Below are 13,083 nucleotides of genomic sequence, written 5' to 3' on the forward strand. Positions count from 1 at the left end.
CGGGTCACGGTCGGGCCTTCCTCAGCGGTCCACCACGCGGTCGAAGTGCGTGGTGGTGTGCCGGACCTGGAGGCCGAGCTCCTCGCCGATCGCGGGGGGCGTGGTCTCGCCGTCCAGGAACAGCAGCGACACCTGCATGTGCGGGGGCTCGGCGAACCAGAGCTGCTTGCCGGACCAGTGGAACGGCGACTTGGTCTTGTTGACGGTCGCCAGACCGGCCCGGGCGATGCCCTTGGCCCGCGAGGCCATGCTCTGCACGTACTTGGGCGCCTCCAGGCCGATGCCGTGCGCGGTGCCGCCGGCGACCACCAGGATGTGGCCGTCGGTCGGCGCCGGGTGCTGGCGGTAGCCGTAGCGGTCGCCCTTCTTCACCGGGGTGACGTCCAGGACGGTGGCCCGGACCTCCAGCGCGGCGTGGTCGCCCAGCCAGAGCCGGGTGCCGATCCGGGCCCGGAAGACGGTCTCCGGGTAGCGCTGGGCCAGCTGCTCCATGCCGGCCGCGCCGAGGTGGCTGACGAACACGGTGTGCACCGGGATGCCGGCGGCCCGGGCGGTGTCCACCCAGTACGCGACCTCCTCGACCGGGCTGGAGCCGTCCGGCCGGTCCATCGGCAGGTGCAGTGCCAGGCCCTCGAAGCCGACGCCGTCCAGCTCGGCGGCGACGGTCCGCAGGTCATCGGCGCTCACGCCGTGCCGGCGCATGGTGGTCATGCACTCCAGCACCACCCGGGCGCCGCGCAGCGCCCGCAGCGCGTCCACGCTCGCCACCGTGCGGATCACCCGGGCGTGCGGCAGCGGCAGCACCTCCTCGCCGACCCGGTACGGGGTGAGCACCAGCAGCTCGCCGCCGTACCACTCGGCGGCGTCGGCCGCCTCGTAGGCGGTGCCGACGGCGAGCACCCCGGTGCCCAGCAGCGTCGCCTCCTCGGCCAGCCGGTGGTTGCCCAGGCCGTAGCCGTTCCCCTTGGCGACCGGCACCAGGCCGGGGAACTCGGCGAGGACGGAGCGCTGGTGGGTGCGCCAGCGTTCGGTGTCGAGGTAGAGCGACAGCGTCATCGGGTCAGCCTCCTCAGCGGCGGGACATGTAGAGGTCGAGGGCCTTGTGCAGCAGCTTGTTGAGCGGGAAGTCCCACTCGCCGAGGTACTCGGCCGCCTGGCCGCCGGTGCCGACCTTGAACTGGATCAGGCCGAACAGGTGGTCGTTCTCGTCCAGGGTGTCACTGATGCCGCGCAGGTCGTACACCCCGCCGCCGAGGGCGTAGGAGTCGCGCATCATCCGCCACTGGATGGCGTTGGACGGCTTGACCTCGCGCTTGTGGTTGGCCGAGGCGCCGTAGGAGTACCAGACGTGCTCGCCGACCACCAGCATCGTGGTCGCGGCCAGCGGCTCGCCCTCGTGGTAGGCGATGTAGAGCCGCATCCGGTTCGGGTCCTCGGCGGTGAGGGCCTTCCACATCCGCTGGAAGTAGGACAGCGGGCGCGGGGTGAACTTGTCGCGCTCGGCGGTGACCAGGTAGAGCTGGTGGAAGATCGGCAGCTCGTCGTAGCCGCCCTGGAACACCTCGACGCCGCTCTTCTCGGCCTTCTTGATGTTGCGGCGCCACAGCTGGTTGAAGTTCTTGTGGATGTCGTCCAGCGAGCGGTTGGCCAGCGGCACCTGGAAGACGTAGCGGGGCTGGACGTCGCCGAAGCCGGCGCCGCCGTCCTCGCCCTGCAGCCAGCCCGCCTTGCGCAGCCGGTCGGCCACCTCGAAGGCGCGCGCCTCGTACCAGTCGGCCTCGACGTCGCGCAGGCGCTTGGCCTGCTTCGCGGCGATGGCCTCCTTGATGGTGGGGGCGTTCCAGCGGCGGATGACCACCGGCGGGCCCATCTTCACCGAGAACGCGCCCTGCGACTTGAGGTGGGCGAGCATCGGGGAGAGCCAGCGGTCGAGGTCGCGGTCGAACCAGTCGATGACCGGGCCCTCGGGCAGGTAGGCGAGGTAGCGCTTGACCTTGGGCAGCTGGCGGTAGAGCACCAGGCCGGCGCCGACGAGCTGGTCGGCGTCGTCGAACCAGCCGATCGACTCGGACCGCCACTCGGCCTTGACGTCGCCCCACGACGGCACCTGCATGTGGCTGGCCGAGGCACGGCTCCTGATGAAGGCGAGGTGCTCCTCGCGGGTGATCGTCCTCAGGCGCAGGCTCATTGCTCGGTGCTCCTCGTCGGTCGGGCTGCGGTGGCCCCAGGTTTTCGGGCTCGACCCTATCGTCCGGGGCCCGGGCACCCGCCGTGGCGGGCACGACGACGCCCCCGTCGCGTACCTGTCTCCTCTGCAGATACGCGACGGGGGCGCCGAGGGTTCCTGGGTGGCCGCTTCCGGGGGCTCAGCCCCAGAGGCCGCCGCGGGCGATGCCGAGGTAGAAGCCGATCGCGGAGGCGCCGAGCGTGATCATCAGGACGAAGCGCTCGGCGGTGGTGACCGAGACGAACATGCCCCACAGGCCCGTGACGATGCCGGCCAAACCGGTCCACGAGGTCAGCAGGTGGAGGTTGTAGAAGAACGAGGTGGTGAAGGCGATCACGCCCAGGACGGCGGTGAGTGCCACCAGGGTGTTCTCGCGGGGGTGCGGGTGGCCGTCGGTGTTCAGCGTGAGCGCGGGCATGCGGTGGACGGACTGGGCCATGAGTCCCACCTCCTGGCGTGGAGACGAACGGGCAGGAATCCCGTTCCGTCCAGATTGCGGCGGTTGGGTCGGTCTCACAACCCCTATGCGTTTTGTTCGGCCGTCCGGGTGCGGGTAGGCTGTGCCGTCTGCACTGGTGTAGTTGTGCCCCCCTGCGCCCTCTTCCGGGTGACACCCCCTTCCGGGTGGTGCGGGGCCCGACTGTCCGACCCGGCCGCTACGGTGGGCCGGAGTCGTCACCGCACCGGTGCCGACGCTACGCACAACCCTCCTGCCACGGAGAGACCGTGGCCGTTGAGTCCAAAGGAGGTGGGTTACCCATGCGTCACTACGAGGTCATGGTGATCCTCGACCCGTCGGTCGAGGAGCGCGCTGTCTCCCCCCTGATCGAGAACTTCCTCACTGTCGTCCGCAACGGCGGCGGCAAGGTGGAGAAGGTCGACACCTGGGGTCGTCGCCGTCTGGCTTACGAGATCAACAAGCAGTCCGAGGGCATCTACTCGGTCATCGACCTGAAGGCCACGCCTGAGGTCGTCAAGGAGCTCGACCGCCAGATGGGCCTGAGCGAGTCGGTTCTGCGGACCAAGGTCCTGCGCCCGGACACCCACTGAGCCACCTCTGAGGCCTTCGGGTCTCGGGTAGCTCGCGTCCGCTGTTTCACGTGAAACAGCGGTGAACGGACATCTTCCCGAGAGGTCATCACCACCATGGCAGGCGAGACCGTCATCACCCTCGTCGGCAATCTCGTCGACGACCCCGAGCTGCGCTTCACCCCGTCGGGTGCGGCGGTCGCGAAGTTCCGTATCGCGTCCACCCCCCGCACCTTCGACCGTCAGACGAACGAGTGGAAGGACGGCGAGAGCCTCTTCCTCACGTGCAACGTCTGGCGGCAGCCGGCGGAGAACGTGGCCGAGTCGCTGCAGCGCGGCATGCGCGTCATCGTGCAGGGCCGACTGCGCCAGCGGTCTTACGAGACCAAGGAAGGCGAGAAGCGGACGGTCTTCGAGGTCGAGGTCGACGAGGTCGGCCCGAGCCTGCGCTCGGCGACCGCCAAGGTCACCCGGGCCAACCGGTCCGGCGGCCAGGGCGGCCCCGGCGGCGGCTTCGGCGGCCAGCAGGGTGGCGGCCAGGGCGGTTGGAGCGGCGGTGGCGGCCAGCAGGGCGGCGGCTGGGGTGGAAACTCCGGCGGCCAGTCCGGCCCCTCCGACGACCCGTGGGCGTCCAGCGCCCCGTCCGGCGGCAACCAGGGCGGTGGCGGCTGGGGTGCCGCGCCGTCGGGTGGCGGCTACTCGGAAGAGCCCCCGTTCTAAAGAGCTGACAGATTTCGTGCGGCCCGGCCGTGGGCGTCCCCGGACGCCCGCCGGGCCGTGAACCCCAAATGGAGCACACAATGGCGAAGCCGCCTGCTCGCAAGCCGAAGAAGAAGGTTTGCGTCTTCTGCAAGGACAAGGTCAACTACGTTGACTACAAGGACACGAACCTGCTGCGGAAGTACATCTCCGACCGCGGCAAGATCCGTGCCCGCCGGGTCACCGGCAACTGCACCCAGCACCAGCGTGACGTCGCCACGGCCGTGAAGAACAGCCGTGAGATGGCGCTGCTGCCCTACACCAGCACCGCGCGCTAAGAGAGGGTGACCAAGTAATGAAGATCATCCTCACGCACGAGGTGCCGGGTCTCGGCTCCGCCGGCGAGGTCGTCGAGGTCAAGGACGGCTACGCCCGCAACTACCTGGTTCCGCGTGGCTACGCCATCCGCTGGACCAAGGGTGGTCAGAAGGACGTCGACGCCATCCGTCGCGCCCGCAAGATCCACGAGATCCAGACCCTCGACGCCGCCAACGACGTCAAGGGCAAGCTGGAGGGCGTCCAGGTCAAGCTGGCCGTTCGCTCGGGTGAGGCCGGCCGTCTGTTCGGCTCGGTGACCCAGGCCGACGTCGTCGAGGCCATCAAGGCCGCCGGCGGCCCGGCGGTCGACAAGCGCGCCGTCGCGATCGCCTCGCCGATCAAGACCGTGGGCACCCACAAGGTCTCGGTCAAGCTGCACTCCGACGTCCAGGCCAACCTGGACATCGCGGTCGTCGCTGCCTGAGTTCCGTAGCAGTGGCCTGAGGGCCGGACTCCTCCGGGAGTCCGGCCCTCGGTCGTTCCCGGGGGCAGGCACGAGTGTCTACGCGCGCACGGCTCCGGTGACCAGCCACCGGCCGCCGCGGGCCCGCCGTACCAGGAAGGCGGCGCGGACCAGCATGAACAGGTTCATCGCCCACCAGAGCCCGGCCAGCCCGGCGCCGGTGGCCGGCACCGCGAGGGCCGCCGGGGCGAACACCGCCAGGGTCGCCAGCGCCGCCCAGGCCAGGTACGGGCCGTCCCCGGCGCCCATCAGCACCCCGTCCAGCACGAAGACCAGGCCGGCGACCGGCTGGCTGAGCGCGAGCAGCAGCAGCGCGGTGGACAACTGCGAGCGCACGGCCGGATCGGGCGTGAACAGCGGGACGTACAGCGGGCGGGCGACCACCACCAGCACGCCGAGCACCACTCCGGAGCCGATGCCCCACTCGACCATCCGCCGGGTGGCGGCCCTGGCCCCCGGGACGTCCGAGGCGCCCAGGTAGCGGCCGATGATGGCCTGGCCGGCGATCGCGATGGCGTCCAGCGCGAAGGCCAGGAAGCTGAACAGCGTCATGGTGATCTGGTGCGCAGCCACCTGGTCGTCGCCCAGCCGGGCGGCCACCGCGGTGGCGATCATCAGCACCGCGCGCAGGCTGATCGTCCGGACCAGCAGCGGGCCGCCGGCCCGGGCACTGGCCCGAATGCCGGTCGCGTCCGGCCGCAGCGAGGCGCGTTCCCGGCGGGCGCCGCGGACCACCACGACCAGGTAGACGGCGGCCATCCCGGTCTGCGCGATCACGGTGCCCCAGGCCGAGCCGGCCACCCCGAGCCCGGCGCCGTACACCAGTCCGGCGTTCAGGCCGATGTTGGCGGCGAAGCCCGCGACGGCCACCAGCAGGGGCGTCCGGGTGTCCTGGAGCCCGCGCAGCACACCGGTGGCAGCCAGCACCATGAGCATCGCCGGGATCCCCAGCGAGCTGATCCGCAGGTACGTCACGGCGTAGGGCGCCGCAGTCGGGGAGGCGCCCAGCACCTCGGCCACCCCGGGGGCGGCCAGCACGGTCAGCAGCACCACCGGGACGGCCAGGCCGAACGCGAGCCAGATGCCGTCGATGCCCTGCTGCACGGCGCCCCGGCGGTCCCCGGCGCCGATCCGGCGGGCGACCGCCGCGGTGGTGGCGTAGGCGAGGAAGACGAACACCCCGGTCGCGGTGGTGAGCGCGGCGGAGGCGACGCCGACCCCGGCCAGCTGCGGGGTGCCGAGGTGGCCGACGATCGCCGAGTCGGCCATCAGGAAGAGCGGCTCGGCGACCAGGGCGCCGAACGCCGGGACGGCCAGGGCGAGGATCTCCCGGTCGTGGCGGCGTCCGGCGGGGACGGGGGTCGGGGACGGGGCGGTCATGGGGTCCAGGCTACTCATCCACAGGTAATGGATGTAAGAGGGCTGAGACCATTACTCGAAATCCTGAGCGGTGTCGTTCGTCCGCTCTGCGCCCACAGCCGTTCGGAGGCGTGTGAAGAATTTCTCATGCACAGGCCTCGGAAGAGGTAATCCCAGGTCAGCAGGTTGACGGTGGAGCGATCGTCGGGTTATCCACAGGGACGTCCACAGGGGCGTCCACAGCTTTGCGGCAGTTCTCCACAGGACACGGGCGGTCATCCACACCCCCTGTGGATAACCGCCTTGGCGCAAGGGTGTCCGGCGCTTTAGCGTGGGCTCTCCGCCCGACACTCCCACCGCCCCCGGCGTCCGATTTGTCGGAGCCGTGGCGTACAAAGAGGAGCGGATCCGCTCCACCCAGCCACCGGCAAGGCCCGCTCCAACTCGCACCACTCGCTGATCGGGGAACACGCGTGACCGGCCCCCAGTACGACGACCACGACGCCCCGCCGCCGGAGGAGGACTGGCAGACCGCCGAGGATCCCTTCCCGGCCGGCGCCTTCGACGACGCACCCTTCCCGGACGGCCCCGGCGACCGGCTCCCGGTCCCCCGTGGCCGCGGCGGCCAGGGCGGTCAGGGGGGCGGCCAGGGCGGAAACCGCGACGGCAACCGCGACGGCTTCCAGAAGGGCGGCTTCCAGGGCGGCAAGGGCGGCCGCAACGGCTCCGGTCGTGAGGGCGGCCAGCGGGACGGCGGCTGGCAGCGCCGTGGCGAGGGCGACGGCGAGGGCGGCGCGGACGGCTTCGAGCGCGTCCCCCCGCAGGACCTCGCCGCCGAGCAGTCCGTCCTCGGCGGCATGCTGCTCTCCAAGGACGCCATCGCCGACGTGGTCGAGGTGCTCAAGCCCGCCGACTACTACCGGCCCGCGCACGAGCTGATCCACGGCGCGATCCTCGACCTCTACGCCCGCGGCGAGCCGGCCGACCCGATCACCGTGGCCGGCGAGCTGACCAAGCGCGGCGAACTGCAGCGGGTCGGCGGCGCCCCGTACCTGCACACCCTGGTCAACTCCGTCCCGACCGCGGCCAACGCCGAGTACTACGCCCAGATCGTCCACGAGCGCGCGGTGCTGCGCCGCCTCGTCGAGGCCGGCACCCGGATCGCCGGGATGGGCTACGCGGCCGAGGGCGACGTGGACGAGATCGTCAACGCCGCCCAGGCCGAGATCTACGCGGTCACCGAGCAGCGCACCAACGAGGACTACGCCCCGCTCGCCGACATCATGGAGGGCGCCCTCGACGAGATCGAGTCGATCGGCTCCCGCAACGGCCAGATGTCCGGCGTGCCGACCGGCTTCGCCGACTTCGACCAGCTCACCAACGGGCTGCACCCCGGCCAGATGATCGTCATCGCGGCCCGTCCCGCGATGGGCAAGTCCACGCTCGCGCTGGACTTCGCCCGGGCCTGCTCGATCCACCACAAGCTGCCGAGCGTGATCTTCTCGCTCGAAATGGGGCGCAACGAGATCGCCATGCGCCTGCTGTCCGCCGAGGCCCGGGTGGCGCTGCACCACATGCGCTCCGGCAGCATGACGGACGACGACTGGACCAGGGTCGCCCGCCGGATGCCGGACGTCAGCGAGGCACCGCTGTTCATCGACGACTCGCCCAACCTGTCGATGATGGAGATCCGCGCCAAGTGCCGCCGGCTCAAGCAGCGCAACGACATCAAGCTGATCGTCATCGACTACCTCCAGCTGATGCAGTCCGGCGGCTCCCGCCGGGCCGAGAACCGCCAGCAGGAGGTCTCGGACATGTCCCGAAACCTCAAGCTGCTGGCCAAGGAGCTGGAAGTCCCCGTCATCGCGCTCTCCCAGCTGAACCGTGGCCCCGAGCAGCGCACCGACAAGCGGCCGATGGTCTCCGACCTGCGCGAGTCCGGCTCGATCGAGCAGGACGCCGACATGGTCATCCTGCTGCACCGCGAGGACGCCTACGAGAAGGAGTCCCCGCGGGCGGGCGAGGCCGACCTGATCGTCGCCAAGCACCGTAACGGTCCCACCGCGACCATCACGGTGGCCTTCCAGGGCCACTACTCGCGCTTCGTCGACATGACCCGGGACTGACCCGGACCAGCGTTTCCGCAGGTCGGGCGGGCCCCGTCAGAACCAGTGCAGGCAGTGCGGGGGGCGTTCGGCGCGGAAGAGGGCGTCGGCGCGGGCGGCCGCGTCGGGGCGGTGGGCCCGGATGTGGCCGGCCCGCACGAGGGTGCTCGGGGCGGTGCCGCCGAGGTAGACCGTGCCCAGGTCGCGCACGTCCAGGGAGAGGTCGGGCTCCCGGTCCGTCGGGACGCAGTCGGCCTTGCCGTCCCGGACGGTCAGCAGGTGGCGGCCGTGCTCGCCGAGGAACGGGTCGTCGACGTCCAGGACCAGCTCGCCGTCGGTGAGCCAGCCGCGCGCGGTCAGTGCGCGCGGGACGTCCAGCAGCCGCACCCAGAGCCAGTCACGGTGGTCGCTCAGGGATCCGGCGCCGAAGTCCGCGAGCTGCCAGCGCAGCGGGTGCTCGGGCGGGACGTGCTTGAAGACGACCTGGGTGACCAGGTCGTGGCCGAGCGCGAACCGGGCCAGGGCGGTGTGGACCGTATCGTCGACGGCGATGATCTCGTCCACCGTCAGGGTGTCGCCGTCGCGCGAGTAGCAGGCGTAGCCGTCCGCAGCGCCGTCCGGGTCCCGGTGGACCGCGATGTAGCGCGGGGCCCGGGCGACCGGCGGCTGGCCCGCGCCCAGGGCCCACCAGCGGTGCGGCCGGGAGAGCGCACCGGGCTGGGCACGGCGGTAGCGGTCGTAGACCTGCTCCAGGACCTCGCCGCAGTCGGCCCGCTTCAGTACCTCGACCGAGCCGGCCGCCCCGGCGTCGTCCGCTCCGTGCGCCCGGGGCCGGTCGAAGGCCGCCCGGTGGCGCTGGACCGTCAGCCGCTGGGTGTAGGTCGCCGGTCCGTAGCCGAACCTGCCGTAGATCGTGGCCTCGGAGGCCAGCAGGACGGAGAGGAACTCGCCGCGGGCCCGCAGGTCGGTGAGCTGGTGCCGCTTCATCGCGGTGAGCGCGCCCTGGCGCCGGTGCGAGGGCAGCACGCCGACGTTGCTCACCCCGGCGACCGGGACGACGGCCTCGCCGGGCAGGGTGAGCTCGAAGGCGTGCGAGGTGGCGGTGCCGACGGGCCGTCCGTCCGCAGTGACGGCGAGCAGGCTGCGGTCCATCTCGGTCGCCGCCCACCAGACCCCGCCGCCGTCCTCGTTCGGGGTCTCCGGGACGAACCCGAACGCGGTGTGCAGGGTGTCGACGAAGACGCCGAGGTCCTGGTCGGTCGTGGGACGGATTTCCATTGCTGCCGCAGCCTCCCCTGGATCACGGCACCACGGACCCGCGGCGCCCGCCACAGTGCAGCGGCGAACCGGGGGAGGGGTCAACCGAATTACGGCCGGACCAGGGGAGGTTGACCGCCGGTCAGACGGTGACGGTGGCGCGGAAGAGCGTGGTGCCGCTGCCCGAGAGGCGGGTCGGGGCGCCGGTGGCGGGGAGGAAGGCGGACTGGCCGCGGGCGAGGTCCAGGACGGTGCCGTCGGCGGCGGTCAGCCGGGCGGCGCCCTCCGTGCAGAGCAGGATCTGCGGGGTACGGCCGTCGATCTCGCGCTCCACGCCGTCCAGCGCGAAGCGGGACAGCCGGAACTCGTCGATCGGGACGGGGTAGAGCTCCTCGCCCGGAGTGTCCTCGACCCCGACGGGGGCCACCGGCTCGGGGGCACCGGCCTCGAAGACCACGACCTTCAGCAGCTCCGGCAGGTCTATGTGCTTCGGGGTGAGGCCGGCCCGCAGCACGTTGTCGGAGTTGGCCTGCAGCTCGACGCAGACGCCGGACAGGTAGGCGTGCGGCACCCCGGCGCCCAGGTAGAGCGCCTCGCCGGCCCGCAGCCGGACGTGGTTGAGCAGCATGCCGGCGATCACGCCGCGGTCGTCCGGGAAGTCCTTGGCGATCCGGGCGTACGGGGCGTAGTCACTCTCCGGGAGGGCGCCGGCCAGCGCCTCGACGGTGTGCCGGACGGTGTCCCCGTCCAGGGCGAGGGCCGCGGCCAGGGCGCCGCGCAGCGCCTCCGACTCGTCCTCGACGGCCAGCAGGGCGATCAGCGGGTCGAGCCCGGGCACCGCGAGCCCGGCCAGCAGGGCGGCCGCCTCCGCGGGCCGGCGGAAGCCGCACAGGCCCTCGAACTCGCCCAGCGCGCAGACCATTTCGGGCTTGTGGTTGGCGTCCCGGTAGCTGCGCTCGGGGGCGTCCACGGGGATGCCGAGGGCGTTCTCGGCGGCGAAGCCGGCGCGGGCCTGGTCGAGCGTGGGGTGGGCCTGGATCGACAGCGGGATGCCCGCGGCGAGGACCTTGAAGAGGAACGGCAGGGTCGGGCCGAACCTGGCCACCGAGGCCGCGCCCAGTTCGCCCTCCGGGTCGGCCGCGATCAGGTCGTCCAGTCGGCGCGGGCCGTCCCCGCGGTCGGCGCGGGACGGGTCGCCCGGGTGGGCGCCCATCCACAGCTCGGCCTGCGGTTCACCGGTCGGCTGCTGCCCGAGCAGCTCGGGCAGGGCCGTGAGCGACCCCCAGGCGTACGGGCGGACGGTGTTGAGGAGCCTGTCCATGCGCGCGGTCCTACTCCTTCGCTGACGGGGCGGGTGTGCCGGATCGCCGGGGGCGGGCCCGGCGGTGCTGGCGGTCCGGGCACAGGCAAGGGCATCGACCCTAGCCGAACGGCGTCACCTACGGGGAAACGGTGGGCATCCGGTGGGAGTGCCATGGGCGGACCGGCGGGTCCCGGGCGCGGTAGTAGAATGCCAGGACGCAGAAGTGTCCGCCCTGTGCGCAGTTCTCCACCGTGGTCACCCCGTCGGAGGGCTGCCGGTGGAGCCGCGTTCCGGAGTGCGGGCGACGGTGTTCTGAGATTCCCCGCCATCGGCCGAGAGGTTTGTACGTGACCGTGAACCAGCAGAGTTTTGCTGATCTCGGCAGGGTCCTCGTGATCATCCCGACCTACAACGAGGCGGAGAACGTCGAGCGGATCGTCGGCCGGGTCCGCGCCGCGGTGCCCGAGGCCCACGTGCTGGTCGCCGACGACAACAGCCCCGACGGCACCGGCGAGCTGGCCGACAAGCTGGCCGCCGAGGACCCGAACGTGCACGTCATGCACCGCAAGGGCAAGGAAGGCCTGGGCGCGGCCTACCTCGCGGGCTTCCGCTGGGGCATCGACAACGGCTACGACGTCCTGGTCGAGATGGACGCGGACGGCTCGCACCAGCCCGAGGAGCTGGACCGGCTGCTCGGCGCGCTGCGCGGCGCCGACCTGGTCCTGGGCTCGCGCTGGGTACCCGGCGGCCGGGTCGTGAACTGGCCGAAGTCGCGGCTGCTGCTCTCCCGCGGCGGCTCGACCTACTCCCGGCTGATGCTGGGCGTGCCGATCAGGGACGTCACCGGCGGCTACCGCGCGTTCCGCAAGGAGACCCTGCTGGGCCTGGGCATGGACGAGGTCGCCTCCGCCGGGTACTGCTTCCAGGTCGACCTCGCCTGGCGCACCGTGAAGGCCGGGTTCAAGGTCGCCGAGGTGCCGATCACCTTCGTCGAGCGCGAGCTGGGCGCCTCCAAGATGAGCCGCAACATCGTGGTCGAGGCGCTGTGGCGGGTGACCTCCTGGGGTCTGGCCGACCGGCTGGCCCGGCTGCGCGGCGCGAAGCGCTGACCGCCGGCCGTCGGGCCGCGGTGTGACGTGAGCCGGAAGGCGTGCCCGCCGGGCGCGCCTTCCGTCGATTCGGGCACCGGTACTCCCATGCTGTAGGGCGCAGGAAATCCGACCGCCGAGCAGAGGGAGCAAGCCCGTGACGTCGTCCCCGCCCGAGGACAGCGCCGGTGCGGAGCGTGCGGACGCCTCACCCGCCGCGCCCCCGGACGCCGAGCGACCGGGCGCCGAGCACCAGGCCCGGCCGCTGGAGGTCGCCGTCTTCACCGGGCCCGAGTCGGCCTTCTTCGCCACCTCCACGCTGATCCTCGGCGAGCGGACCGCGATCCTGGTGGACGCCCAGCTGACCCGCAGCGCCGGGCGGGAACTCGCCGAGTGGGTCGCGGGCAAGGGCCGCCGGCTGCTCGCCATCGTGGTCACCCATCAGCACCCGGACCACTACTTCGGCGCCGAGGAGGTGCTGAAGCTCTTCCCCGACGCGCAGCTGCTGGCCGCCCCGGCGGTGGTCGAGGGCATCCTGCGCACCGCCGCCGCCAAGGTCGCCCAGTGGAAGCCGGTGTACGGCGACGACATCCCCGACCACCCGCTGGTCCCCGCCCCGCTGCTGCCGCAGCCGCTCATGCTGGACCGCCAGGTGATCCCCGTCCTGCTGCTCGGCCAGGGCGACTGCGGGAACTCCACCGTCGTCCACGTGCCGAGCATCCGGACCGTGATCGCCGGGGACTTCGCCTACAACGGCACCCACGTCTGGACCGCCGACACCACCCCGGCCCAGCGCACCACCTGGGGGCACAACCTCGGCCGGATCGCCGATCTCGGCGTGGACCGGGTGATCGCCGGTCACCGGGCCCCCGGCCAGGGCGACGACGCCGCCCGGGTGCTGGCTTTCACCGAGGAGTACCTCCGGGACTTCGACCGGCTGCTGGCCGTGCACCCGGACGACCCGGAAGCCCTGGCCACCGCGATGAACGAGCGGTACGGGGAGCTGACCCTGCCGGCCATCCTCGACCTCGGCGCGGAGGCCAACACCGCCCGCGCGGCGGTGCAGCACGAGACCGACGACGCGGAGATCGTGGACGCGGAGATCGTCGAGGACGACCCGGCCGACTGAGGGACGTCGGGACCGGCCCGGGTCCGCCCCGGCAGGGCCGATACTG

At 72.0% G+C, this 13,083-nt stretch carries 13 protein-coding genes; 7 read left to right on the top strand and 6 right to left on the bottom strand.

Annotated features, from left to right (window positions below; all coding sequences use genetic code 11):
* Positions 1-21 precede the first annotated feature (21 nt).
* The 3 genes from BX285_RS05620 to BX285_RS05630 form a co-directional block, all read right to left on the bottom strand.
* Positions 22-1,056 carry an alanine racemase gene (locus tag BX285_RS05620; RefSeq protein WP_097236950.1) on the bottom strand — a complete coding sequence of 345 codons (1,035 nt, stop codon included), beginning with the start codon at positions 1,054-1,056 and terminating at the stop codon, positions 22-24.
* Positions 1,057-1,069: 13 nt separating this feature from the next.
* Positions 1,070-2,188, bottom strand: a complete 1,119-nt coding sequence (locus tag BX285_RS05625; RefSeq protein WP_097236951.1) for a peptidoglycan bridge formation glycyltransferase FemA/FemB family protein — start codon at positions 2,186-2,188, stop codon at positions 1,070-1,072.
* A gap of 178 nt (positions 2,189-2,366) precedes the next feature.
* Positions 2,367-2,666 (bottom strand): hypothetical protein, encoded by a 300-nt coding sequence (locus tag BX285_RS05630; RefSeq protein WP_030059643.1) that lies wholly within the window; start codon positions 2,664-2,666, stop codon positions 2,367-2,369.
* Between the two features lie 320 nt (positions 2,667-2,986).
* Between BX285_RS05630 and rpsF the strand changes: the two genes are divergently transcribed.
* The 4 genes from rpsF (at position 2,987) to rplI (ending at position 4,757) form a co-directional block, all read left to right on the top strand.
* On the top strand, positions 2,987-3,277 hold the full coding sequence (rpsF, locus tag BX285_RS05635; RefSeq protein ID WP_030233085.1) for a 30S ribosomal protein S6: 291 nt from the start codon (positions 2,987-2,989) through the stop codon (positions 3,275-3,277).
* Between the two features lie 96 nt (positions 3,278-3,373).
* Entirely contained in the window at positions 3,374-3,976 is a 603-nt protein-coding gene (locus BX285_RS05640) for a single-stranded DNA-binding protein (RefSeq protein WP_097236952.1), read from the top strand.
* Between the two features lie 80 nt (positions 3,977-4,056).
* Positions 4,057-4,293, top strand: coding sequence for a 30S ribosomal protein S18 (gene rpsR, locus BX285_RS05645; RefSeq protein WP_030059640.1), 237 nt, complete (start codon positions 4,057-4,059; stop codon positions 4,291-4,293).
* A 17-nt stretch (positions 4,294-4,310) separates the two neighbouring features.
* Positions 4,311-4,757 carry a 50S ribosomal protein L9 gene (gene rplI / locus BX285_RS05650; protein ID WP_097236953.1) on the top strand — a complete coding sequence of 149 codons (447 nt, stop codon included), beginning with the start codon at positions 4,311-4,313 and terminating at the stop codon, positions 4,755-4,757.
* A 78-nt stretch (positions 4,758-4,835) separates the two neighbouring features.
* Here the strand turns inward: rplI and BX285_RS05655 are convergent, their stop codons facing one another.
* A complete protein-coding gene (locus tag BX285_RS05655; protein ID WP_097236954.1) occupies positions 4,836-6,176 on the bottom strand; it encodes an MATE family efflux transporter in 1,341 nt (446 codons plus the stop codon).
* A 452-nt stretch (positions 6,177-6,628) separates the two neighbouring features.
* Between BX285_RS05655 and dnaB the strand changes: the two genes are divergently transcribed.
* Entirely contained in the window at positions 6,629-8,281 is a 1,653-nt protein-coding gene (gene dnaB, locus BX285_RS05660; protein ID WP_218893092.1) for a replicative DNA helicase, read from the top strand.
* 36 nt (positions 8,282-8,317) lie between these two features.
* Here the strand turns inward: dnaB and BX285_RS05665 are convergent, their stop codons facing one another.
* Positions 8,318-9,538, bottom strand: coding sequence for a GNAT family N-acetyltransferase (locus BX285_RS05665; RefSeq protein ID WP_121174603.1), 1,221 nt, complete (start codon positions 9,536-9,538; stop codon positions 8,318-8,320).
* A 121-nt stretch (positions 9,539-9,659) separates the two neighbouring features.
* The gene (gene manA / locus BX285_RS05670) at positions 9,660-10,838 is read right to left on the bottom strand and encodes a mannose-6-phosphate isomerase, class I (RefSeq protein ID WP_121174604.1); all 1,179 of its coding nucleotides are present in this window, start codon (positions 10,836-10,838) and stop codon (positions 9,660-9,662) included.
* Positions 10,839-11,167: 329 nt separating this feature from the next.
* On the opposite strand from manA, the gene BX285_RS05675 reads away from it, so the two are divergent.
* On the top strand, positions 11,168-11,929 hold the full coding sequence (locus BX285_RS05675; protein ID WP_121177279.1) for a polyprenol monophosphomannose synthase: 762 nt from the start codon (positions 11,168-11,170) through the stop codon (positions 11,927-11,929).
* A gap of 136 nt (positions 11,930-12,065) precedes the next feature.
* Positions 12,066-13,037 (top strand): MBL fold metallo-hydrolase, encoded by a 972-nt coding sequence (locus tag BX285_RS05680; RefSeq protein ID WP_183107010.1) that lies wholly within the window; start codon positions 12,066-12,068, stop codon positions 13,035-13,037.
* The last annotated feature ends 46 nt before the right edge of the window (positions 13,038-13,083 follow it).

Source organism: Streptomyces sp. 1114.5, assembly GCF_003635085.1.
In the GTDB taxonomy this organism is placed as follows: Bacteria; Actinomycetota; Actinomycetes; order Streptomycetales; family Streptomycetaceae; genus Kitasatospora.